Origin of the sequence: Leisingera sp. ANG-M1, from assembly GCF_000813745.1 — a bacterium.
In the GTDB taxonomy this organism is placed as follows: Bacteria; Pseudomonadota; Alphaproteobacteria; order Rhodobacterales; family Rhodobacteraceae; genus Leisingera.
The window spans coordinates 157228-178939 of record NZ_JWLC01000014.1 but is presented as its reverse complement, the minus strand read 5'-3'; the positions used below and the strand labels follow the sequence as shown (position 1 = coordinate 178939).

The 21712-nt window shown below is 62.2% G+C and carries 25 protein-coding genes; all 25 read left to right on the top strand.

The window, feature by feature from the left end; all coding sequences use genetic code 11:
• The 25 genes from RA19_RS13245 (at position 1) to RA19_RS13130 (ending at position 21709) form a co-directional block, all read left to right on the top strand.
• On the top strand, positions 1–1605 hold the full coding sequence (locus RA19_RS13245; protein WP_039163280.1) for a carboxyl transferase domain-containing protein: 1605 nt from the start codon (positions 1–3) through the stop codon (positions 1603–1605).
• Between the two features lie 78 nt (positions 1606–1683).
• Positions 1684–3621 (top strand): acetyl-CoA carboxylase biotin carboxylase subunit, encoded by a 1938-nt coding sequence (locus tag RA19_RS13240; protein WP_039163273.1) that lies wholly within the window; start codon positions 1684–1686, stop codon positions 3619–3621.
• A gap of 78 nt (positions 3622–3699) precedes the next feature.
• Positions 3700–4557: a hydroxymethylglutaryl-CoA lyase gene (locus RA19_RS13235; RefSeq protein WP_039163270.1), complete on the top strand. Its 858-nt coding sequence runs from the start codon at positions 3700–3702 to the stop codon at positions 4555–4557.
• 13 nt (positions 4558–4570) lie between these two features.
• On the top strand, positions 4571–5353 hold the full coding sequence (locus RA19_RS13230; protein WP_039163264.1) for a crotonase/enoyl-CoA hydratase family protein: 783 nt from the start codon (positions 4571–4573) through the stop codon (positions 5351–5353).
• A gap of 234 nt (positions 5354–5587) precedes the next feature.
• Positions 5588–5953, top strand: coding sequence for an NADH-quinone oxidoreductase subunit A (locus RA19_RS13225; RefSeq protein WP_039125930.1), 366 nt, complete (start codon positions 5588–5590; stop codon positions 5951–5953).
• On the top strand, positions 5944–6477 hold the full coding sequence (locus RA19_RS13220) for a NuoB/complex I 20 kDa subunit family protein (protein WP_275041731.1): 534 nt from the start codon (positions 5944–5946) through the stop codon (positions 6475–6477). Before RA19_RS13225 ends, RA19_RS13220 begins: the two co-directional genes overlap by 10 nt.
• 16 nt (positions 6478–6493) lie before the next feature.
• Entirely contained in the window at positions 6494–7102 is a 609-nt protein-coding gene (locus RA19_RS13215; protein ID WP_039163262.1) for an NADH-quinone oxidoreductase subunit C, read from the top strand.
• Positions 7102–7248, top strand: coding sequence for a hypothetical protein (locus RA19_RS27000; protein ID WP_193748271.1), 147 nt, complete (start codon positions 7102–7104; stop codon positions 7246–7248). The genes RA19_RS13215 and RA19_RS27000 overlap by 1 nt, the downstream gene beginning before the upstream one ends.
• Positions 7248–8471 carry an NADH-quinone oxidoreductase subunit D gene (locus tag RA19_RS13210; RefSeq protein WP_193748270.1) on the top strand — a complete coding sequence of 408 codons (1224 nt, stop codon included), beginning with the start codon at positions 7248–7250 and terminating at the stop codon, positions 8469–8471. The genes RA19_RS27000 and RA19_RS13210 overlap by 1 nt, the downstream gene beginning before the upstream one ends.
• Positions 8468–8827, top strand: a complete 360-nt coding sequence (locus RA19_RS13205) for a hypothetical protein (protein ID WP_152615761.1) — start codon at positions 8468–8470, stop codon at positions 8825–8827. The genes RA19_RS13210 and RA19_RS13205 overlap by 4 nt, the downstream gene beginning before the upstream one ends.
• Positions 8827–9948, top strand: coding sequence for an NADH-quinone oxidoreductase subunit NuoE (gene nuoE / locus RA19_RS13200; RefSeq protein WP_039163251.1), 1122 nt, complete (start codon positions 8827–8829; stop codon positions 9946–9948). The genes RA19_RS13205 and nuoE overlap by 1 nt, the downstream gene beginning before the upstream one ends.
• 45 nt (positions 9949–9993) lie before the next feature.
• Positions 9994–10221: a DUF5337 domain-containing protein gene (locus tag RA19_RS13195; protein WP_039125924.1), complete on the top strand. Its 228-nt coding sequence runs from the start codon at positions 9994–9996 to the stop codon at positions 10219–10221.
• Between the two features lie 6 nt (positions 10222–10227).
• On the top strand, positions 10228–11526 hold the full coding sequence (nuoF, locus tag RA19_RS13190) for an NADH-quinone oxidoreductase subunit NuoF (RefSeq protein ID WP_039163249.1): 1299 nt from the start codon (positions 10228–10230) through the stop codon (positions 11524–11526).
• 3 nt (positions 11527–11529) lie between these two features.
• Positions 11530–11946: an MAPEG family protein gene (locus RA19_RS13185; RefSeq protein WP_039163247.1), complete on the top strand. Its 417-nt coding sequence runs from the start codon at positions 11530–11532 to the stop codon at positions 11944–11946.
• A gap of 62 nt (positions 11947–12008) precedes the next feature.
• On the top strand, positions 12009–12350 hold the full coding sequence (locus tag RA19_RS13180; protein ID WP_039163245.1) for a hypothetical protein: 342 nt from the start codon (positions 12009–12011) through the stop codon (positions 12348–12350).
• Between the two features lie 101 nt (positions 12351–12451).
• A complete protein-coding gene (locus tag RA19_RS13175) occupies positions 12452–12856 on the top strand; it encodes a DUF5333 domain-containing protein (protein WP_039163241.1) in 405 nt (134 codons plus the stop codon).
• A gap of 3 nt (positions 12857–12859) precedes the next feature.
• Positions 12860–14878 (top strand): NADH-quinone oxidoreductase subunit NuoG, encoded by a 2019-nt coding sequence (gene nuoG / locus RA19_RS13170; RefSeq protein ID WP_039163239.1) that lies wholly within the window; start codon positions 12860–12862, stop codon positions 14876–14878.
• Positions 14875–15261, top strand: a complete 387-nt coding sequence (locus RA19_RS13165) for a hypothetical protein (RefSeq protein WP_039163237.1) — start codon at positions 14875–14877, stop codon at positions 15259–15261. The genes nuoG and RA19_RS13165 overlap by 4 nt, the downstream gene beginning before the upstream one ends.
• Positions 15262–15267: 6 nt before the next feature.
• Entirely contained in the window at positions 15268–16305 is a 1038-nt protein-coding gene (gene nuoH, locus RA19_RS13160; protein WP_027237100.1) for an NADH-quinone oxidoreductase subunit NuoH, read from the top strand.
• Positions 16306–16308: 3 nt separating this feature from the next.
• A complete protein-coding gene (gene nuoI / locus RA19_RS13155) occupies positions 16309–16803 on the top strand; it encodes an NADH-quinone oxidoreductase subunit NuoI (protein ID WP_039163235.1) in 495 nt (164 codons plus the stop codon).
• Positions 16800–17207, top strand: coding sequence for a carboxymuconolactone decarboxylase family protein (locus RA19_RS13150; RefSeq protein ID WP_039163233.1), 408 nt, complete (start codon positions 16800–16802; stop codon positions 17205–17207). The genes nuoI and RA19_RS13150 overlap by 4 nt, the downstream gene beginning before the upstream one ends.
• On the top strand, positions 17204–17806 hold the full coding sequence (locus RA19_RS13145) for an NADH-quinone oxidoreductase subunit J (protein ID WP_039125916.1): 603 nt from the start codon (positions 17204–17206) through the stop codon (positions 17804–17806). The genes RA19_RS13150 and RA19_RS13145 overlap by 4 nt, the downstream gene beginning before the upstream one ends.
• Positions 17807–17810: 4 nt before the next feature.
• Positions 17811–18116: an NADH-quinone oxidoreductase subunit NuoK gene (nuoK, locus tag RA19_RS13140; protein WP_008553673.1), complete on the top strand. Its 306-nt coding sequence runs from the start codon at positions 17811–17813 to the stop codon at positions 18114–18116.
• Between the two features lie 6 nt (positions 18117–18122).
• Positions 18123–20159 carry an NADH-quinone oxidoreductase subunit L gene (nuoL, locus tag RA19_RS13135; RefSeq protein WP_039163231.1) on the top strand — a complete coding sequence of 679 codons (2037 nt, stop codon included), beginning with the start codon at positions 18123–18125 and terminating at the stop codon, positions 20157–20159.
• On the top strand, positions 20159–21709 hold the full coding sequence (locus RA19_RS13130; protein WP_039163229.1) for an NADH-quinone oxidoreductase subunit M: 1551 nt from the start codon (positions 20159–20161) through the stop codon (positions 21707–21709). The genes nuoL and RA19_RS13130 overlap by 1 nt, the downstream gene beginning before the upstream one ends.
• Positions 21710–21712: the final 3 nt, after the last annotated feature.

The window sequence follows — 21712 nt, the reverse complement described above, 5'->3', positions numbered from 1 at the left end:
ATGAAACTCACATCCAAGGCGATGCCCTCCTCGGACGGCTTCAAGCAGAACCGTGAGGCGCACCTGGCGGCGCTGGCGCAGATCAGCGAGGTGGCAGAGGCTGCGCGCATGGGCGGCGGAGAGAAATCCCGCGCCCGGCATGAGTCCCGCGGCAAGATGCTGCCGCGCCGACGGGTGGCCAACCTCTTGGATCCGGGCTCGCCGTTCCTGGAAATCGGCGCCACCGCGGCGCACGCCATGTATGACGGCGCCGCGCCGTCTGCGGGTGTTATTGCGGGCATCGGCCGGGTGCAGGGGCAAGAGGTCATGGTGGTCTGCAACGACGCCACCGTGAAGGGCGGAACCTATTACCCGATGACCGTGAAGAAACACCTGCGGGCGCAGGAAATTGCCGAGGAAAACCGCCTTCCTTGCATCTATCTGGTGGACTCGGGCGGCGCCAACCTGCCGAACCAGGATGAGGTCTTTCCGGACCGCGACCACTTCGGGCGCATCTTCTACAACCAGGCGCGGATGTCGGCCAAAGGCATCCCGCAGATTGCTGTGGTCATGGGCTCCTGCACCGCGGGCGGCGCCTATGTGCCTGCGATGTCGGATGTGACTATCATCGTGAAGGAGCAGGGCACGATCTTCCTGGCCGGCCCGCCGCTGGTGAAAGCCGCTACGGGTGAAGTGGTCAGCGCCGAGGACCTGGGCGGCGGAGACGTGCACACCCGCCTTTCCGGCGTGGCGGATTACCTGGCGGAGGATGACGCCCATGCGCTGGCGTTGGCGCGGCGCGCGGTGCAGTCGCTGAACATCACCAGGCCGCAAACGGTGAACTGGGCAACTCCGGAAGAGCCCGCCTATGACCCGGAGGAGATCCTCGGCGTGGTGCCGGGCGATCTGCGCACGCCTTATGATATTCGCGAAGTGATCGCGCGGCTGGTGGACGGCTCGCGCTTTGACGAGTTCAAGCCGCGCTTTGGCGAAACCCTGGTGACCGGTTTTGCGCATCTGAAGGGCTGCCCCATCGGCATCATTGCCAACAATGGCGTGCTGTTCTCGGAGGCTGCCCAGAAGGGCGCGCATTTCGTCGAACTGTGCTCGCAGCGCAAGATCCCGCTGGTGTTTTTGCAGAATATCACCGGCTTCATGGTAGGGCGGAAGTACGAAAACGAGGGCATCGCCCGCCACGGCGCCAAGATGGTGACCGCCGTGGCGACCACCAATGTCCCCAAGATCACTATGCTGGTCGGCGGCTCCTTTGGCGCGGGCAACTATGGCATGTCGGGCCGTGCCTATCAGCCTAGGTTTTTGTGGACCTGGCCCAACTCCCGCATCTCGGTGATGGGCGGCGAGCAGGCGGCGGGCGTGCTGGCCACCGTCAAACGCGACGCCATCGAGCGCCAGGGCGGCAGCTGGAATGCTGAAGAGGAGGCGGCCTTCAAGCAGCCCACCATCGATATGTTCGAGGAGCAAAGCCACCCGCTTTATGCCTCTGCGCGCCTTTGGGATGACGGCATCATCGACCCGCGCAAAAGCCGCGACGTGCTGGCGCTGTCGCTCAGCGCCGCGCTGAATGCTCCGATCGAGGACACCCGCTTTGGCGTGTTCCGGATGTGATCTTCCTCTTGCCCAAAATATCCCGGGGGTCCGGGGGCAGCGCCCCCGGTCCGGTGTTTCAGACAAAGGACCAACCCCATGTTTGACAAAATCCTGATTGCCAACCGCGGCGAGATCGCCTGCCGCGTGATAGAAACCGCCCGTGCCATGGGGGTGCGGACCGTCGCGGTTTACTCCGATGCCGATGCTGCCTCAAAGCATGTGGCGCTGGCGGATGAAGCGGTGCATATCGGCGGCGCGGCCCCGGCGGCGTCTTATCTGCTGGGCGAGCGTATCATCGGGGCCGCGCGGGCCACCGGTGCGCAGGCCATCCACCCGGGCTATGGCTTCCTGTCCGAGAACCCAGAGTTTGTGGAAGCGGTGGAAGCTGCAGGCCTCACTTTTATTGGACCCTCGGCCGGGGCGATCCGCAAGATGGGTCTGAAAGATGCGGCCAAAGCGCTGATGGAAGAGGCCGGGGTGCCGGTGGTGCCGGGCTATCACGGTGCCAATCAGGATGCGGCGTTCCTGGCTGCGCAAGCAGAGGAAATCGGCTATCCGGTGCTGATCAAGGCGGTTGCGGGCGGCGGCGGCAAGGGGATGCGCCTGGTAGAGCAGCCGGAGGATTTCTCTGACGCGCTGCAAAGCGCGCAAGGAGAAGCGACCACGGCCTTTGGCAACCCGGATGTATTGATCGAGAAATACATCCAGCAGCCGCGGCATATCGAAGTTCAAGTCTTTGGCGACGGCGAAACCGCGGTGCATTTGTTCGAGCGCGACTGCTCCCTGCAGCGGCGCCATCAGAAGGTGATCGAGGAGGCCCCGGCGCCGGGCATGACTGCGGAGATGCGCGAGGCAATGGGGCAGGCCGGCGTGCGCGCGGCCGAAGCCATCGGCTACAAGGGCGCAGGCACGGTGGAATTCATCGTCGATGGCTCCGGCGGGCTGCGCCCCGACGGATTCTGGTTCATGGAAATGAACACCCGCCTGCAGGTCGAGCACCCGGTCACGGAGCTGATCACCGGTGTCGACCTGGTGGATTGGCAGCTGCGCGTTGCTTCCGGCGAGAAGCTCCCGGCAAAACAGGAAGACCTCTCGATCACCGGCCACGCGTTTGAGGCACGGCTTTATGCGGAGGACGTGCCCAAAGGCTTCCTGCCTGCAACCGGCACGCTGACGCATCTGTCCTTCCCGGCAGAGGCCCGCGCCGACAGCGGCGTACGGGCAGGGGATACCATCAGCCCTTGGTACGACCCGATGATCGCCAAGGTGATCGTGCATGGCTCTACCCGCAAGGTGGCGCTGTCGCGGCTGGCACGCGCGCTGGAGGAAACGCAAGTTGGCGGCACCGTCACTAACCTGGCCTTCCTTGGCGCGCTGGCTGCGCATGAGGGCTTTGCCAACGGCGAGGTGGACACCGGCCTGATTGCCCGTGATCTGGACGCGCTGACCGCGGCGCCGGTGGTGGAGCTGCGCCACAAGGCGGCGGCTGGCATGGTGGCGCTGGATCTGGTGGAGGCTGCGCCTGACACTGGTTTCACCCTCTGGGCGCCTTTGCACCGGGCTGTCACTCTTTCCCATGCGGGCGAGGAGTTCACCGCTGACGTGCAGGTGGACGGGCCGGACCGGCAGCTTTGGACCGTTGATGGCGAAACCGTCGTGGCGGAGCGCAGCCAGGGCCAGTGGCGCATTGACGAGCGCCGGATGCCGGCTGTTTCGCAGTCGGGGCCATTGATCACCGTGCATGATGCTTATGGGCTGGAGTTCACAGCCATTGATCCGCTGGACCGTGATGCGGCTGCAGGCGGCGACAGCAATGTGATCGAGGCGCCGATGCCCGGTCTGGTCAAGGCGGTCTTTGCAGAGGCCGGCCAGGCGGTGAAAGAAGGTGACCGGCTCGCCATTCTGGAAGCGATGAAAATGGAGCATTCGCTTCTGGCGGCCCGCGACGGCGTGGTGGCCGAGGTCCTGGCCGCTGCTGGCGACCAGGTTGAGGCCGGCGCAGCGCTGGTGCGGCTGGAAGACGAAGGCGGCTGACCCGGATCCGGGGCGGCTCGCCTGCCGTCCCCGCTGCGGATTGAGTATTTTTGGAAAGATGAAGCCGGAGGGCATTCCATGGGCGAATTTGCCGAAATCTTCGAGGTTGGCCCGCGCGACGGGCTGCAGAATGAAAAGCGCGAAATACCGGTTGCTGAAAAGGTGGCGCTGACCGACTGCCTGAGCCGCGCCGGATTCAAGCGCATCGAGGTGGCCAGCTTTGTTTCGCCCAAATGGGTGCCGCAGATGGCAGGCAGCGCCGAGGTGCTGGCGGGCATTTCCCGCGCACCTGGCGTGCGTTATGCGGCTCTGACTCCCAATATGCGCGGCTACGAGGATGCAGTTGCCGCCAAGGCGGATGAGATCGCGGTATTCGCCTCGGCTTCGGAAGGTTTCTCCAGGGCCAATATCAACGCCAGCATCGAGGAGAGTATCGCCCGCTTCCTGCCCATTCTTGATGCCGCCAAAGAGATCGGGCTGCCGGTGCGGGGCTATGTGTCTTGCGTGACGGATTGCCCCTACGACGGGCCGACTGCACCAGAGAAGGTGGCAGAGGTCGCAGAACGGTTGTTTTCTTTGGGCTGCTATGAGGTCTCGCTGGGCGACACTATCGGCCAGGGCACACCGGAGGCGGTCACAGCTATGCTGAAGGCAGTCACGGGGCGGGTGCCGGCGGCCAGCCTGGCGGGCCACTTTCATGACACCGCAGGCCGGGCGCTGGATAATATCGAGGCCTCGCTGGCGCAGGGCGTTCGGGTGTTTGATGCCGCTGCCGGCGGGCTCGGCGGCTGCCCCTATGCGCCCGGGGCGGCAGGCAATGTGGCAACCGAGGCGGTTCACAAGCGCCTGACCGGGCTAGGCTATGAGACGGGCTTGGACCTGGAGATGCTGGAGCAGGCTGCCGCGATGGCCCGCGCCATGCGTAGTATGAGTTAATCGGAGAAATAGGATGTTTGAGACAATCACGCTGGAAACCGATGCCCGTGGCGTTTGCACCCTGACCCTGAACCGCCCGGAGAAGCACAACGCGATGTCGGGCCAGATGCTGCAGGAGCTGACGCAAGCGGCCGGGCAGCTGGCCGGTGACAGCTCCGTCCGGGTGGTGGTGCTCAATGGCGCGGGCAAGAGCTTCTGCGCGGGCGGCGATCTGGGCTGGATGCGGGCGCAGATGGATGCGGATGCAGAAACCCGGGCCCGTGAGGCGCGGGTTCTGGCCGAGATGCTGATGGCGCTCAACACACTGCCGAAACCGCTGATCGGGGCGTTGCAGGGCAACGCCTTTGGCGGCGGAGTTGGTATGGCGTCTGTGTGCGACGTGGCGATCGGCGCCGATCATCTGAAGATGGGACTGACGGAGACCAGGCTGGGGCTGATTCCCGCCACCATCGGCCCCTATGTGATTGCCCGGATGGGCGAGGCCAAGGCGCGAAGGGTGTTTATGTCCGCCCGGCTGTTCGACGCGGCAGAGGCAGTGGAACTGGGCTTGCTGGCGAAAACAGTGCCGGCGGATCAGCTTGCAGATGCGGTAGAGGCAGAAGTCGCGCCTTACTTAGCCTGTGCGCCCGGCGCGGTCGCGGCAGCCAAGAAGCTGGCGCGCGATCTGGGGCCGCGCCTGGACGGCACAGTGATTGACCATACAATCAAGGCGCTTGTGGAGCGCTGGGAGGGCGAAGAGGCGCAAGAGGGGATCAGCGCGTTCTTCGAAAAACGCAAACCCGTTTGGCAAGGCTGAAAACCGGCATTTTTGACTCGCCTTTCGACGGCGGCTGCACTTTGCGGTGCGGCCGCTTTTCTTATGAATTTGCTAGGGAATTACATGCATGTTGCGGCTGTGCTTTTTACTGTCACAAACCCTTGTTGATTAACCTTGCCTTAGTTGACGCTGTGGGGGCGGGGGGGTATGCACGGGACAAATCAACACGCCAATTGACGTCGCGCGGGGAACCGCCGGGGAAAGGAGCTGCTCTTGGAAGAGATGTTGAGGGAATACCTGCCGATCCTGGTCTTTCTGGCCGTCGCGGCAGGTTTGGGGACCGTCCTGATCCTGGCAGCCGTTGTGCTGGCGGTCCGCAACCCGGACCCGGAAAAGGTCAGCGCCTATGAATGCGGTTTCAACGCCTTCGATGACGCCCGTATGAAATTCGATGTCCGGTTCTACCTGGTGTCGATTCTCTTCATCATTTTTGACTTGGAAATCGCCTTCCTGTTTCCCTGGGCCGTCGGTTTCAAGGACATCAGCGACACCGGCTTCTGGTCGATGATGGTTTTCCTCGGCGTGCTGACCATCGGATTCGCCTATGAGTGGAAGAAAGGGGCGCTGGAATGGCAGTGATGACCGGACCCAACACTGCCGGTGTGGACAAGGAAGTTGTCACCCAGGCCCTCAATGCTGAGCTGCAGGATAAAGGTTTCCTGCTGACTTCGGCCGAAGACATCATTAACTGGGCCCGCACCGGCTCACTGCACTGGATGACTTTTGGCCTGGCATGCTGCGCGGTTGAGATGATGCACACCTCGATGCCGCGCTATGACGCTGAACGTTTCGGCATCGCCCCGCGCGCCTCGCCGCGCCAGTCGGATGTGATGATCGTTGCGGGCACGCTCACCAACAAGATGGCACCAGCTCTGCGCAAGGTCTATGACCAGATGCCCGAGCCGCGCTACGTGATCTCGATGGGTTCCTGCGCCAACGGCGGCGGCTATTATCACTACAGCTATTCCGTGGTGCGCGGCTGCGACCGGGTTGTGCCGGTTGACGTCTACGTGCCCGGCTGCCCGCCGACCGCGGAGGCGCTGCTGTACGGCCTGATGCAGCTGCAGCGCAAAATCCGCCGCACCGGCACTTTGGTGCGCTAAGAGGGGCGGGAGAGAGATGAGCGAAGCACTGAAAGAACTCGGCGCCCAAATCGAAGCCAAGCGTCCCGATTGCGTGGTGGCCTGGGATGTTGCCTTTGACGAACTCAACATCGATGTCGCCCCTGCGAATATCGCCGGCCTGGCGGAGTTCCTGAAGGCCGACCCGAACTGCAAGTTTTCGACCCTGGTCGACATCACCGCGGTCGACTACCCCGAGCGCGGCAAACGGTTCGACGTGGTCTACCATTTCCTGTCGATGTACCGGAACCAGCGGATCCGCCTGCGCGCCTCGATCCGCGAGGATGAGATGGTGCCCTCGATTGTCGCTGTGCACCCCTCGGCCAACTGGTTCGAACGCGAAGTCTACGACATGTTCGGCATCCTGTTCACAGGCCATCCGGACTTGCGCCGGATCCTCACCGACTACGGCTTCCGCGGCTATCCGCTGCGCAAGGACTTCCCGACCACCGGCTATACCGAGGTCCGCTATGACGAGGCGCAGAAGCGCGTGGTCTATGAACCGGTGAAACTGGTGCAGGAATACCGCCAATTCGACTTCATGAGCCCCTGGGAAGGTGCCGAATACATCCTGCCGGGCGACGAGAAGAAAGAGGAGGCAAGCTGATGTGGTTTGAACCTCTGGCCGAAGCGGGTGCTTTGCTGGCGGGCTGCGCGGCGCTGCTGGGCGCGGCTGTGCCCTTTTTCAAGAAATCTGAAGGTGTGCGTATCCGCGTGCCGGCGCGCCAAAAGGCGCATGGAGGTTCAAAATGATGGACGGCTCCAAATTTGACGACGGCAGCGTTGACGCGCTGAACGGCGAGCAGAAGATCCGCAACTTCAACATCAACTTCGGCCCGCAGCACCCTGCGGCACACGGCGTTCTGCGTCTGGTGCTGGAGCTTGACGGCGAGATCGTCGAGCGCTGCGACCCGCATATCGGCCTGTTGCACCGCGGCACCGAAAAGCTGATGGAAAGCCGCACCTACCTGCAGAACCTTCCGTATTTCGACCGCCTCGATTACGTGGCGCCGATGAACCAGGAACACGCCTGGTGCCTGGCCATCGAAAAGCTGACCGGCACCGAGGTGCCGCGCCGCGGCCAGCTGATCCGGGTGCTCTATTCGGAAATCGGCCGCATCCTGAACCACTTGCTGAACGTCACCACGCAGGCGATGGACGTCGGCGCGCTGACCCCGCCGCTCTGGGGCTTTGAAGAGCGCGAAAAGCTGATGATTTTCTACGAGCGGGCCTGCGGCGCACGCCTGCACGCGGCCTACTTCCGCCCTGGCGGCGTGCATCAGGACCTGCCGGACCAGCTGATCGACGATATCGAGGAATGGGCGATCGAATTCCCCCGCGTTCTCGACGATATCGACGGCCTTCTGACCGAAAACCGCATCTTCAAGCAGCGCAACTGCGACATCGGTGTGGTGACCGAGGACGACATTCAGAAATACGGCTTCTCGGGCGTCATGGTGCGCGGCTCCGGCCTCGCCTGGGACCTGCGCCGCGCGCAGCCCTATGAATGCTACGATGAATTCGACTTCCAGATCCCGGTTGGCAAGAACGGCGACTGCTATGACCGCTACCTCTGCCGCATGGAAGAGATGCGCCAGTCGCTGTCGATCATCCGCCAGTCGATCCACAAGCTGCGCGAAGCCACCGGCGACGTGCTGGCCCGCGGCAAGCTGACCCCGCCCAAGCGCGGCGACATGAAGACCTCGATGGAAAGCCTGATCCACCATTTCAAGCTTTACACCGAAGGCTTCCACGTCCCTGCTGGCGAGGTTTACGCCGCCGTCGAGGCGCCCAAGGGTGAGTTCGGCGTCTATCTGGTGGCAGACGGGTCCAACAAACCCTACCGCTCCAAGATCCGCGCGCCGGGCTTCCTGCACCTGCAGGCGATGGACCACGTTGCCAAGGGCCACCAGCTGGCCGACGTCGCCGCCATCATCGGCACCATGGACGTCGTGTTCGGGGAGATTGACCGTTGAAGACAATTCTCTCCGTTTGCGCACTTGGTCTCGTTTTTGCGGCAGGCTCGGCTGCTGCAGCGGGCAAACACTGCTTGATCAAGCAGGATGCATGCTCCGACCTGCGCAGCGCAAAAAATGCCAATCTTGTCAGATTGCTGCAATCGCCGCCCAAAAATTCCGTGGATGCGGCCTCCCATTCGGTCATTTTTTCGACGTTTGAGGGCCTGCAGAAAACGGCGCGTCAAGGTTGTAAGCGTAAAGACAAGGTTGAATTGGACGGTTTCGAGCCGCTCTTTACCTTGGGCAGCGGCCGCCAGAAACGTGCTCTGATGTACAAAAGCAACTCTGAATGCACTTGGGTGAAGGTGAAGTAATGCTCCGTCGTTTGCACTCTGAACAACCCGACAGCTTTGCCTTCACCCCGGCCAACCAGGCCTGGGCTGAGGCGCAAATCACTAAATACCCTGAGGGCCGCCAGGCCTCCGCGGTCATTCCGCTTTTGTGGCGTGCGCAGGAGCAGGAAGGCTGGGTCACCAAACCCGCGATTGAGCACATCGCCGACATGCTTGGCATGGCCTATATCCGGGTGCTGGAGGTTTGTTCCTTCTACTTCATGTTCCAGATGCAACCGACCGGTTCTGTTGCCAATGTTCAGATCTGCGGCACCACGTCCTGCATGATCTGCGGCGCCGAGGACCTGGTTGCGGTCTGCAAGGAAAAGATCGCCGAGAAGCCGCACACCCTGTCGGCGGACGGCAAGTTCACCTGGGAAGAGGTCGAGTGCCTGGGTGCTTGCACCAACGCTCCGATGGCGCAGATCGGCAAGGATTACTACGAAGACCTGACCGTCGAGAGCTTTACCAAGCTGCTGGACGATCTGGCCGCAGGCAAGGTCGTGGCACCGGGCCCGCAGAACGGCCGTTATGCGGCTGAGCCGAAATCGGGCCTTACCTCGTTGACCGAGTTTGACAGCGGCAAAACCCAGTACAATGCATCGGTGCAGCTGGCGATGGACATCAAGGACGGCGTCAAGCGCATCCAGGGCGATGAAGTGCCGCTGCTGACCCCCTGGGTCGGCAAAGACGGTGTTGTGGCTGGACGTGCTGCCGCGGATGCGCCGCCCAAAGCTCCCGAGGCGCCGAAGCCCGCCGTTAAGCAGGCGGCGGAAGTGAAGAAAGAAGAGGCTCCTGCTGCCGAAGAAAAAGAGCCGGAAGTTCTGAAAGAAGCCCGTGGCGGCCTGCCGGATGACCTCAAGCTGCTCAAAGGCGTGGGGCCGAAGCTGGAAGAGAAACTCAACGATCTGGGTTTCTTCCACTTTGACCAGATTGCCGACTGGACCGAGGCCGAGGTGGCCTGGGTCGATGCGCGGCTCAAGTTCAAGGGGCGCATTCAACGCGACGGCTGGATCGAACAGGCCAAGCGGCTGCAGGTTGGCGATGAAACCGAATTCGCCAAACGAGCCAAGGACGAAGGCCTCTACGAAGAAGAAGACTGATGAGGGGGCGGCCCAGCGGGGCCGCGTCCGGGTGATAGGGAACAGATGAGCAAGGAACAGGACCAGGCTATCGCAGCTAAGGGCCGGCACATCGCGCTTGTGATTGCCGGGACCATTTCGCTGTGGGTCGTGCTGTCGCTGTTCATCGGCCCCATGCTGGGGCTGCCGGGGCGCTTTGCGCTGCTGTTCGACTTCGCCGCGCTGGCAGGCATGATCTATGCCTTGGTCAACATATTTCAACTCTGGCGCATGCGCCAAAACAGCCAAAGGTAGGCACACATGCTGAAGGATCAGGACCGGATCTTTACCAACCTCTACGGCATGCACGAACGCACTCTGGCGGGCGCCAAGGCGCGCGGCCATTGGGACGGCACCGCAGGGCTGATCGAAAAGGGCCGCGACTGGATCATTCAGACCATGAAGGATTCCGGTCTGCGCGGCCGCGGCGGCGCGGGCTTCCCCACGGGTCTGAAATGGTCCTTCATGCCCAAGGAAAGCGACGGCCGCCCGGCGTACCTGGTGATCAACGCCGACGAATCCGAACCCGGCACCTGCAAGGACCGGGAAATCATGCGCCATGATCCGCATACGCTGATCGAGGGGGCGCTGATCGCCTCTTTCGCGATGAACGCGCATACCTGCTACATCTACCTGCGCGGTGAATACATCCGCGAGCGCGAGGCGCTGCAGGCGGCCATTGATGAGGCTTATGACCAAGGCCTCCTGGGCAAAAACGCAGCCGGTTCAGGCTGGGATTTCGACGTGTTCCTGCACCACGGTGCAGGGGCCTATATCTGCGGCGAGGAAACCGCGCTGATCGAAAGCCTTGAAGGCAAGAAGGGCATGCCCCGGATGAAGCCTCCGTTCCCGGCAGGCGCAGGCCTTTACGGCTGTCCGACCACTGTGAACAACGTGGAATCCATTGCGGTGGTGCCCACCATCCTGCGCCGCGGTGCAGACTGGTTTGCCTCCTTCGGCCGTCAGAACAACGCAGGCACCAAGCTGTTTGCGATCTCCGGCCACGTCAACAACCCTTGTGTTGTTGAAGAAGCGATGTCGATCTCCTTTGAAGAGCTGATCGAAAAGCATTGCGGCGGCATCCGCGGCGGATGGGACAACCTGCTGGCCGTAATCCCCGGCGGCTCCTCCGTCCCGTGTGTGCGCGGCGAAAACATGCGCGACGCCATCATGGACTTCGACTACCTGCGCGGCGAGCTTGGTTCTGGCCTTGGCACCGCGGCGGTGATCGTGATGGACAAGCAGACCGACATCATTAAGGCAATCTGGCGCCTGTCCAAGTTTTACAAGCACGAAAGCTGCGGCCAGTGCACCCCCTGCCGCGAAGGCACCGGCTGGATGATGCGCGTCATGGACCGCCTGGTGAAGGGCGAGGCCGAGCTGGAAGAGATCGACATGCTGTGGGACGTGACCAAGCAGGTCGAAGGCCACACTATCTGCGCTCTTGGCGACGCGGCGGCCTGGCCGATCCAGGGCCTGATCAAGAACTTCCGCGAGGAAATCGAAGACCGTATCAAGGCTCAAAAGACTGGCCGTATGGGCGCGATGGCGGCTGAGTAACCGATGGAAGCCTTCTCCGCATACTCCCACGCTTTGGCTGCGCTGGTGATCTTTACCCTGATCATCCTGGCGCTGTCGCCGTTCTCGGCACTTGCCAAGCAAAAGGCGGGTCTCGCTCCGGGGGCCACGCCGGAAGAAGACTATGCGGAAAAGGCCTATCGCCTGAACCGGGCCTACCTGAACGGCTGCGAGACGCTGCCGGCGTTCCTGACCGTAACCCTGGCGGCCATCCTGGCAGGTGCGGCACCGTTCTGGGTCAACCTGCTGGCCTCGCTGGCACTTGTCTCGCGGGTGATCATGATCTTGATTCACCTGCAAGGCAGCGGCAAACCGCATGGCGGGCTGCGCTCTGTATTTTATGTTATCGGCTGGGCTTGCATGGGCGGCTTGGCGCTTTTGACTTTGGCGGCAGTGTTTTGAGCGGCCTGGCAACCAATAAACGAGCGGGCCTCATTTGCAGGCTCCGTAACGGGACCACGGGAATGAAATTTTTTCCTATTGCCGGCCTTGTGGCCGTGGCAGCCCTCGCGGCTTGCGGTTCAACCGCTACCAGCAACCGGCCCGTCTATGACGGGGTGCCCTTCAAGGTTAAAGCGAAACCAATCGACAAGAAAACGGATCCGGCCACGTTCTCCATTGAGATCAAAAACGCCGGCCGCTCGATTAAGGGCGCACGCGAGGCTGCGGCGCATGGCGGCACCAAGTATTGCGTGCAGAACTACGGCTCGTCCAAGATTGCCTGGGTTGCCGACCCGATGGACGAAGAGGCCCAGCTGACACTCACGGATGGGCGCGCCATCTTCCAGGGAACCTGCAATCCGTGAGCGGAATTCGGGCATATCCGGGTCTGAAAGCCCGGCTGCTATTGAATAGCAGCGCGCTGCGTTTGCGCAGTGGCATCTCCATCATGAAGGAGATCCTAGCCATGCGTGCCGTGATTGCCATTGCCCTGTCCACTGTTGTTGCCCTGCCTGCCGCGGCGCTTGCCAAGCCTTCGCTGCGCGAAGTGCAGGAAATCGAAGACCCGCTGTTTGCCGTCGCTGTCGCCAAGGAAGTGGCCGACCACTGCGACCGGATCGCACCGCGTTACCTGAAAGGGCTGGGCGAATTGCGCCGGCTCAAGGCGCGGGCCAACGAGCTGGGTTACTCGGACGCGGAAATCCGCGCCTACATCGACTCTGATGTCGAAAAGGCCCGGATGCGCGCCAAGGGAGAGAAGCTCCTTGCGCAAAACGGCGTTGACTACGGCCAACCGGAAACCTTCTGCGCCTATGGCCGCGCGGAAATCGAAAAGAACAGCGCGATCGGCGTGTTACTGAGGGCGAAATAGACCATGTCTGACCTCCGCAAGATCAACATTGACGGAACCGAGATCGAGGTGGATGGGGCGATGACCCTGATCCAGGCCTGTGAGGAGGCCGGTGTCGAGATCCCGCGCTTCTGCTACCACGAGCGCCTGTCGATTGCCGGCAACTGCCGCATGTGCCTGGTGGAGGTCGTTGGCGGCCCGCCCAAGCCCGCAGCCTCCTGCGCCATGCAGGTGCGCGACCTGCGCCCCGGCCCCGAAGGCCAGGCGCCGCAGGTGAAAACCAACTCGCCGATGGTCAAGAAGGCCCGCGAAGGCGTGATGGAATTCATGCTGATCAACCACCCGCTGGACTGCCCGATCTGCGACCAGGGCGGCGAGTGCGACCTGCAGGACCAGGCGATGGCCTATGGCTTGTCGGGCAGCCGCTTCAAGGAAGCCAAGCGCGCGGTGGATGATCTGGACCTCGGCCCGCTGGTCTCCACCACCATGACCCGCTGTATTTCCTGCACCCGCTGCGTCCGTTTCACGACTGAGGTCGCGGGCATCACTCAGATGGGCCAAACCGGGCGCGGCGAAGATGCTGAGATCACCTCCTATCTGAACCAGACGCTGCAATCGAACCTGCAGGGCAATATCATCGACCTCTGCCCGGTTGGCGCGCTGACCTCCAAGCCTTACGCCTTCACCGCCCGTCCGTGGGAGCTGACCAAGACCGAAACCATCGACGTGATGGACGCGCTTGGCTCGAACATCCGCGTCGATACCAAGGGCCGCGAAGTGATGCGCATCATGCCGCGCAACCATGACGGCGTGAACGAGGAATGGATCAGCGACAAGACCCGCTTTGTCTGGGACGGCCTGCGCCGCCAGCGCCTGGACCGCCCCTATGTGCGGGTTGACGGCAAGCTGAAGCCAGCAACTTGGCCGGAAGCTCTGACAGCAGCCGCAAACGCTATGAAGGGCAAAAAGGTCGCGGGCCTGATTGGCGATCTGGTGCCGGTCGAGGCAGCTTTCGCTCTTAAACAACTGGTCGAAGGGCTGGGTGGCAAGGTGGAATGCCGCACCGACAACGCCCGCCTGCCGATAGGCAACCGCGCGGGCTACTCCGGCACTGCCACAGTCGAGGATATCGACAACGCCAAGTTCATCCAGCTGATCGGCACCAACCCGCGCGACGAGGCGCCGGTACTGAACGCCCGCATCCGCAAGGCTTGGCTGAACGGCGCTCAGGTTGGCCTGGTCGGCCAGCCGGTGGACCTGACCTATGAATATGCCCATGTCGGCACCGACCGTGCCGCGCTGGAAAGCCTGTTGGGCAAGGAATACGGCGCCGTCAAGGATGCGCCCTCTGTGGTGATCGTGGGGCAGGGCGCACTGCGCGAAGCCGATGGCCTGGCGGTTTTGGCCGCGGCGCAGAAACTGGCCGAAGACACCGGTTCCAAGCTCATGGTCCTGCACACCGCGGCTTCCCGTGTTGGCGCGATGGACATCGGCGCGGTGACCGAGGGCGGCATGGCTGCCGCCATCGACGGGGCTGAGGTGATCTACAACCTGGGCGCTGATGAGGTCGAAATCGACGCTGGTGCATTTGTGATCTACCAGGGCTCCCACGGCGACCGCGGCGCGCACCGCGCCGACGTGATCCTGCCGGGCGCGGCCTACACCGAGGAAAACGGCCTGTTTGTAAACACCGAGGGCCGCCCGCAGCTGGCCATGCGCGCCAGCTTTGCACCGGGTGAGGCCAAGGAAAACTGGGCCATTCTGCGTGCGCTCAGCGCCGAAGCGGATGCCAAACTGGAGTATGACTCGCTGGCCCAGCTGCGCCAGGCCCTGGTTGCCGAAGTGCCGCATCTGGCGAAGATCGACGAAGTAGCCGAAAAGGAAGGCGAAGCGTTGGAGCAGGACAAGCTTGGCAAGGCCGATTTCCTGCCCGCGGTCCGCGACTTCTACCTGACCAACCCGATTGCCCGCGCATCCCAGCTGATGGCGGAGCTTTCGGCCGGCGTGAAAGCCCGCGAAACTGGAGCCCTGGCCGCCGAATGATCCGCTTCGCCCTCATAACACCCTTCCTGCTGGCCGCTTGCGCAATGGCGCCCGGCAGCGAAGGTGAGCGGCCCGCCCCGGTATACGAAGGGGTGGAAACCAGCCTGCTGGAGGGCGATCTGGTGCAATTTCACGTCTCCATGCGCGGCGCGGCCGTGCAGGAACACCTTGATGACTATGCGGAATGCGCCGCCGCGCAATACGCGCTGATCCGGGGCTACGGGTTTGCGCGCCATGTGCGCACAACAACGAAACAGGCAGGGGGCAGCCGGACCGCTGATGCGGTTTATCTGATTTCGCCCTCTCTTCCGCGCGGCCTGCGCACCATCGACGCCGAAGTCGTGGTCGCGGATTGCGCGGAGAACGGAATACCCACGGTGTGAGGACCTATGGCTGATTTCTTTAACACTCCAGGCGGCATCGCTGTTCTGATCCTGGCGCAAGTGCTTGCAGTTGTTGCCTTTGTGATGATCTCGCTCCTGTTCCTCGTCTACGGGGACCGCAAGATCTGGGCCGCAGTCCAGATGCGCCGGGGCCCGAACGTGGTGGGCGTCTACGGCCTGCTGCAATCGGTGGCCGACGCGCTGAAATATGTGGTGAAAGAGGTAGTGATCCCGGCCGGCGCCGACCGCACGGTCTTTATCCTGGCGCCGATGACGTCCTTCGTGCTGGCGATGATCGCCTGGGCGGTGATCCCCTTCAACGACGGCTGGGTTCTGTCGGACATCAACGTCGCCATCCTTTATGTCTTCGCCGTCTCCTCGCTTGAGGTCTACGGCGTGATTATGGGCGGCTGGGCGTCGAACTCGAAATACCCGTTCCTGGGCTCGCTGCGCTCTGCTGCGCAGATGATCTCCTACGAGGTGTCCATCGGCCTGATCATCATCGGCGTGATCATCTCCACCGGTTCCATGAACTTCGGCGACATCGTGCGCGCGCAGGACGGCGATCTGGGCCTGCTGAACTGGTACTGGATCCCGCATTTCCCGATGGTCTTCCTGTTCTTCATCTCGGCGCTGGCGGAAACCAACCGCCCGCCGTTCGACCTGCCGGAAGCGGAATCGGAACTGGTGGCGGGCTACCAGGTGGAATACTCGGCCACCCCGTTCCTTCTGTTCATGGCCGGCGAATACATCGCCATCTTCCTGATGTGCGCCCTGACAACCCTGCTGTTCTTCGGCGGCTGGCTGTCCCCGATCCCGGGCCTGCCCGATGGCGTCCTGTGGATGGTTGGCAAGATGGCGTTCTTCTTCTTCCTCTTCGCAATGGTAAAGGCGATCACCCCGCGCTACCGCTACGACCAGCTGATGCGCCTGGGCTGGAAAGTGTTCCTGCCGTTCTCGCTGGCCTGGGTGGTCTTCGTGTCCTTTGCTGCAAAATTTGACTGGTTCTGGGGCATCTTCGCCCGCTGGACCGTGGGAGGCTGACCGATGGCGAACATCGACTATACCCGCGCCGCCAAATACTTCCTGCTGCAGGATTTCTGGGTCGGCTTCAAACTGGGGCTGAAGTATTTCTTCGCGCCCAAGGCCACCCTGAACTACCCGCACGAGAAGGGCCCGCTGTCGCCCCGCTTCCGCGGTGAGCACGCGCTGCGCCGCTATCCGAACGGCGAGGAGCGCTGCATTGCCTGCAAGCTGTGCGAGGCTGTCTGCCCGGCGCAGGCGATCACCATTGACGCGGAACCGCGCGAGGACGGCAGCCGCCGCACCACGCGATATGACATCGACATGACCAAATGCATCTACTGCGGCTTCTGCCAGGAAGCCTGCCCGGTGGATGCGATCGTCGAAGGCCCGAACTTCGAGTTTGCCACCGAGACCCGCGAAGAGCTGTTCTACGACAAGGAAAAGCTCCTGGCCAACGGCGAGCGCTGGGAAGCCGAGATTGCCCGCAACCTGGAAATCGACGCGCCGTACCGATGACCGATCCCAAGAACCCTTTTGAGGCCATGATGGCCCAGGCCCAGGAGATGGCCAAGGCGCTGAACCCGGCGCTGGAGAGCTTTTCTCCGAAAGGGTTCGAGGCCCTGTGGCCGACCATGCCCAAAGAGGTCATGGAAATGATGTTCGGCAACACCGTCAACAAGGACGGGCTGGATGCCAAAACCCGGCTGCTGCTGACACTGGCCGGGCTGACAATGCAGGGCGCACAGGCTGACAGTGCCGTGCGCCAGACCGTGCGCCACGCTTTGGAAGCAGGCGCCAAGAAACAAGAGATCGTGGAAACGATCGGACAGATGTCGGTCTTTGCCGGCATCCCGGCCATGAACCGGGCGCTGGATCTGGCGCAAGAGGCCATGGACGACAAAAGGGACGATGAGACATGAGCGTTTTTGCCTTCTACCTCTTCGCCATCAGCGCCATCACCGGCGGGCTGTTCACCGTGATCAGCCGCCAGCCGGTGCATTCGGTACTGTGGCTGATTCTGGCCTTCCTTTCCTCGGCCGGGCTGTTTGTGCTGCTGGGGGCGGAGTTCGTCGCCATGCTGCTGGTCATCGTCTACGTGGGCGCAGTCGCGGTGCTGTTCCTGTTTGTGGTGATGATGCTGGATGTGGACTTTGCTGAGCTGAAGGCGGAGATGGCAAAATACATGCCGCTGGCGCTGCTGATCGGCCTGGTGATCCTGATGCAGTTCGTGATGGCCTTCGGCGTCTGGGAAACCGCCCATAAGGCGCCCGAGCTGCTGGCCAATCCGGTGCCCGCCGACCGCCACAACACCGAGGCCCTGGGCCTCATCATCTATGATCAATATTTCCTTCTGTTCCAGCTGGCAGGCCTGATCCTGCTGGTGGCGATGATCGGCGCGATTGTGCTGACGCTGCGCCACCGCCAGGACGTCAAGCGCCAGGACGTGGTTGCCCAGATGATGCGCGACCCGGCCGCGGCGATGGAGCTCAAGGACGTGAAACCGGGGCAGGGGCTTTGATCCAATGATCGGACTTGAACATTATCTGACCGTCGCGGCGACGCTGTTCGTCATCGGCATCTTCGGGCTCTTCCTGAACCGCAAGAACGTGATCATCCTGCTGATGAGCATCGAACTGATGCTTCTGGCGGTGAACATCAACCTGGTGGCCTTCTCCAGCTTCCTGGGGGATCTGGTGGGGCAGGTCTTTACCCTGTTCGTGCTGACCGTGGCCGCGGCTGAGGCCGCCATCGGCCTTGCGATCCTGGTCTGTTTCTTCCGCAACCGCGGCACCATCGCCGTCGAAGACGTCAACGTGATGAAGGGCTAAAGAAACATGGAAACCATCCTCCTCTTCGCCCCGCTGGTTGGCGCGATCATCTGCGGCTTCGGCCACAAGATGATCGGCGAGAAAGCCGCCACAGTAACCGCCACGGCGCTGCTGTTTCTGGCCGCACTGCTCAGCTGGATCACCTTCCTGACCTTTGACGGGCAGACCGAGACCATCCAGATCCTGCGCTGGATTGAAAGCGGCACGCTGTCCACCGACTGGGCGATCCGCCTGGACCGTCTGACCGCGATCATGCTGATCGTGATCACCACGGTGTCCTCGCTCGTGCACCTCTATTCCTTCGGCTACATGGACCATGACCCGCAGTGGAAAGAGGGCGAAAGCTATAAGCCGCGCTTCTTTGCCTATCTGTCGTTCTTCACCTTCGCGATGCTGATGCTGGTGACTTCCGACAACCTGGTGCAGATGTTCTTTGGCTGGGAAGGCGTTGGTGTCGCCTCCTACCTGCTGATCGGCTTCTACTACCGCAAGCCCACGGCCAATGCCGCGGCGATGAAAGCCTTCATCGTGAACCGTGTCGGCGACTTCGGCTTTGCGCTGGGGATCTTCGGCCTGTTCTTCCTGACCGACAGCATCAACCTGTCCGACATTTTTGCCGCTGCCCCCACGCTGGCGGAAACCCAGGTCTCCTTCCTGTGGACCGAATGGAACGCGGCGAACCTGCTGGCCTTCCTGCTGTTCGTCGGTGCCATGGGCAAATCGGCGCAGCTGATCCTGCACACCTGGCTGCCGGACGCGATGGAAGGCCCGACCCCTGTGTCGGCGCTGATCCACGCGGCCACCATGGTGACCGCGGGCGTGTTCCTGGTCTGCCGCATGTCGCCGCTGATGGAGTTTGCACCTGACGCAACTGCCTTCATCACCGTGCTTGGCGCCGCGACAGCCTTCTTTGCAGCCACCGTCGGCCTGGTGCAGAACGACATCAAGCGCGTGATCGCCTATTCAACCTGCTCTCAGCTGGGCTACATGTTCGTGGCCGCAGGCGTCGGCATGTACTCGGCGGCGATGTTCCACCTGTTCACCCACGCCTTCTTCAAAGCGATGCTGTTCCTGGGCGCCGGTTCGGTGATCCACGCTATGCATCACGAGCAGGACATGCGGAACTATGGCGCGCTGCGCAAAAAGATCCCGTGGACCTTCCGCGCGATGATGATCGGCACGCTGGCGATCACTGGCGTTGGCATCCCGCTCAGCGGCTGGGTCGGCTTTGCGGGCTTCGTATCCAAGGACGCGATCATCGAAAGCGCCTATGCGGGCGGTTCTATGTTCGGCTTCTGGGCTCTGGTGATTGCCGCCTTCATGACCTCTTTCTACTCCTGGCGCCTGATGTTCCTCACTTTCTATGGCGAAGCACGCGGCGACAAGCACACCCATGACCACGCGCACGAAAGCCCCTGGACCATGCTGGTGCCGCTGGGCGTTCTGTCTCTGGGTGCGATCTTCTCGGGCATGCTGTGGTACAGCAGCTTCTTTGGCCACAATGACCAAGTGGGCAAATTCTACGGCATCCCGGTGGCCGAGGCGGAAGCCCATGGTGAGGAGCATCACTATGTGTTTACCGGCAAGCCGGGTGAGGGCGCGCTGTATATCGCGCCGGACAACCATATCCTGGAGGATGCGCATGCGGCTCCGAAATGGGTGAAGCTGTCTCCGTTTGCCGCAATGGTGGCAGGCCTGGTACTGGCTCTGTGGTTCTACATCTGGAACCCGTCGCTGCCCAAGCGCCTGGCAGAGCAGCAGCGCCCGCTGTACCTGTTCCTCTTGAACAAGTGGTACTTTGACGAGATCTACAACGTGATCTTCGTCAAACCGGCAATTGCCATTGGCCGCTTCTTCTGGAAACGCGGCGACGGCAATACCATCGACGGCTTCCTCAATGGCCTGGCCATGGGCGTTGTGCCCTTCTTCACCCGTCTCGCCGGACGCGCACAGTCCGGGTACATCTTCACTTATGCCTTCTGGATGGTGCTGGGCATTGCAGCCCTGGTCACCTGGATGTCGATCGGCGGAGGAGCGCACTGATGGACAATCTCCTTTCTATTGTCACCTTCATCCCGGCGCTCGCGGCGGCCATCCTGGCCCTGTTCCTGCGCGGCGAGGATAAGGCGGCGCAGCGCAACGCCAAATATGTTGCGCTCTTTGCTACCACGATCACCTTCCTGGTGAGCCTGGGCATCTATTTCGAGTTCGATCCCGCCAACACCGGCTTTCAGTTCGTTGAGGACCGGGAGTGGATCTTTGGCCTGAAGTACAAGATGGGCGTCGACGGCATCTCGGTGCTGTTTGTGATGCTGACCACCTTCATCATGCCGCTGACCATCCTGGCCAGCTGGTCGGTCACGGACCGTGTGAAGGAATACATGGTCGCCTTCCTGCTCTTGGAGACCCTGATGCTGGGCGTCTTCATGGCGCTGGACCTGGTGCTGTTCTACCTGTTCTTCGAGGCAGGCCTCATTCCGATGTTCCTGATCATCGGGATCTGGGGCGGCAAGGAACGGATCTACGCCTCCTTCAAATTCTTCCTCTACACCTTCTTCGGCTCGGTTCTGATGCTGGTGGCGATGGTCTTCATGTATGTGGATGCCGGCACCACCGATATCGAGACTCTGCTGACCCACAGCTTCTCGGCCGCGTCCTTTGACGTGCTGGGGCTGCACATCGTGGGCGGCGCGCAGACGCTGATGTTCCTGGCCTTCTTTGCTTCCTTCGCGGTGAAGATGCCGATGTGGCCGGTGCACACCTGGCTGCCGGACGCACACGTGCAGGCGCCGACAGCGGGTTCCGTGGTGCTGGCGGCGATCCTGCTGAAAATGGGCGGCTACGGCTTCCTGCGCTTCTCACTGCCGATGTTCCCGGTCGGCGCCGACGTGATGACCGATGTGGTTCTGTGGATGTCGGCGATTGCGGTGGTCTACACCTCGCTGGTGGCGATGGTGCAGGAGGACATGAAGAAGCTGATCGCCTATTCCTCGGTGGCGCACATGGGTTTTGTCACCATGGGTATCTTTGCCGCCAACCAGCAGGGCATCGACGGCGCTATCTTCCAGATGCTGTCGCACGGTTTCATCTCCGCCGCGCTCTTCCTCTGTGTCGGTGTGATCTATGACCGCATGCACACCCGTGACATCGACGCCTATGGCGGTCTGGTGATCCGGATGCCCGCATACGCGCTGGTCTTTATGTTCTTCACCATGGGCAACGTCGGCCTGCCGGGCACCTCGGGCTTCGTCGGTGAATTCCTGACCCTGATGGGCGCCTTCCAGAAAAACACCTGGGTCACTGCAGTGGCAGCAACCGGTGTGATCTTCTCGGCCGGCTACGCCCTGTGGCTCTACCGCCGGGTGGTATTCGGCGACCTGATCAAGGGCAGCCTGATGGGCATTAAGGACATGTCCGCGCGCGAGCGTTTTGTCTTTGCGCCGCTGGTGGTCATGACCCTGCTGCTGGGTGTCTACCCGTCGCTGGTCACCGACATCATCAGCCCCTCGACCGAGGCGCTGATCGCAAACTTCAACCAGTCTCTGGCTGCTGCGGACACTGCGCCCGCCGTGACCCAGATTGCTTCGCACTAAGGG

Excerpts from the sequence above, each read along its gene's own strand:
- RA19_RS13245 (WP_039163280.1), top strand. The coding sequence starts at position 1 with ATGAAACTCACATCCAAGGCGATGCCCTCCTCGGACGGCTTCAAGCAG.
- RA19_RS13240 (WP_039163273.1), top strand. The coding sequence starts at position 1,684 with ATGTTTGACAAAATCCTGATTGCCAACCGCGGCGAGATCGCCTGCCGC.
- RA19_RS13235 (WP_039163270.1), top strand. The coding sequence starts at position 3,700 with ATGGGCGAATTTGCCGAAATCTTCGAGGTTGGCCCGCGCGACGGGCTG.
- RA19_RS13230 (WP_039163264.1), top strand. The coding sequence starts at position 4,571 with ATGTTTGAGACAATCACGCTGGAAACCGATGCCCGTGGCGTTTGCACC.
- RA19_RS13220 (WP_275041731.1), top strand. The coding sequence starts at position 5,944 with ATGGCAGTGATGACCGGACCCAACACTGCCGGTGTGGACAAGGAAGTT.
- RA19_RS13215 (WP_039163262.1), top strand. The coding sequence starts at position 6,494 with ATGAGCGAAGCACTGAAAGAACTCGGCGCCCAAATCGAAGCCAAGCGT.
- RA19_RS27000 (WP_193748271.1), top strand. The coding sequence starts at position 7,102 with ATGTGGTTTGAACCTCTGGCCGAAGCGGGTGCTTTGCTGGCGGGCTGC.
- RA19_RS13210 (WP_193748270.1), top strand. The coding sequence starts at position 7,248 with ATGGACGGCTCCAAATTTGACGACGGCAGCGTTGACGCGCTGAACGGC.
- nuoE (WP_039163251.1), top strand. The coding sequence starts at position 8,827 with ATGCTCCGTCGTTTGCACTCTGAACAACCCGACAGCTTTGCCTTCACC.
- RA19_RS13195 (WP_039125924.1), top strand. The coding sequence starts at position 9,994 with ATGAGCAAGGAACAGGACCAGGCTATCGCAGCTAAGGGCCGGCACATC.
- nuoF (WP_039163249.1), top strand. The coding sequence starts at position 10,228 with ATGCTGAAGGATCAGGACCGGATCTTTACCAACCTCTACGGCATGCAC.
- RA19_RS13185 (WP_039163247.1), top strand. The coding sequence starts at position 11,530 with ATGGAAGCCTTCTCCGCATACTCCCACGCTTTGGCTGCGCTGGTGATC.
- RA19_RS13180 (WP_039163245.1), top strand. The coding sequence starts at position 12,009 with ATGAAATTTTTTCCTATTGCCGGCCTTGTGGCCGTGGCAGCCCTCGCG.
- RA19_RS13175 (WP_039163241.1), top strand. The coding sequence starts at position 12,452 with ATGCGTGCCGTGATTGCCATTGCCCTGTCCACTGTTGTTGCCCTGCCT.
- nuoG (WP_039163239.1), top strand. The coding sequence starts at position 12,860 with ATGTCTGACCTCCGCAAGATCAACATTGACGGAACCGAGATCGAGGTG.
- RA19_RS13165 (WP_039163237.1), top strand. The coding sequence starts at position 14,875 with ATGATCCGCTTCGCCCTCATAACACCCTTCCTGCTGGCCGCTTGCGCA.
- nuoH (WP_027237100.1), top strand. The coding sequence starts at position 15,268 with ATGGCTGATTTCTTTAACACTCCAGGCGGCATCGCTGTTCTGATCCTG.
- nuoI (WP_039163235.1), top strand. The coding sequence starts at position 16,309 with ATGGCGAACATCGACTATACCCGCGCCGCCAAATACTTCCTGCTGCAG.
- RA19_RS13150 (WP_039163233.1), top strand. The coding sequence starts at position 16,800 with ATGACCGATCCCAAGAACCCTTTTGAGGCCATGATGGCCCAGGCCCAG.
- RA19_RS13145 (WP_039125916.1), top strand. The coding sequence starts at position 17,204 with ATGAGCGTTTTTGCCTTCTACCTCTTCGCCATCAGCGCCATCACCGGC.
- nuoK (WP_008553673.1), top strand. The coding sequence starts at position 17,811 with ATGATCGGACTTGAACATTATCTGACCGTCGCGGCGACGCTGTTCGTC.
- nuoL (WP_039163231.1), top strand. The coding sequence starts at position 18,123 with ATGGAAACCATCCTCCTCTTCGCCCCGCTGGTTGGCGCGATCATCTGC.
- RA19_RS13130 (WP_039163229.1), top strand. The coding sequence starts at position 20,159 with ATGGACAATCTCCTTTCTATTGTCACCTTCATCCCGGCGCTCGCGGCG.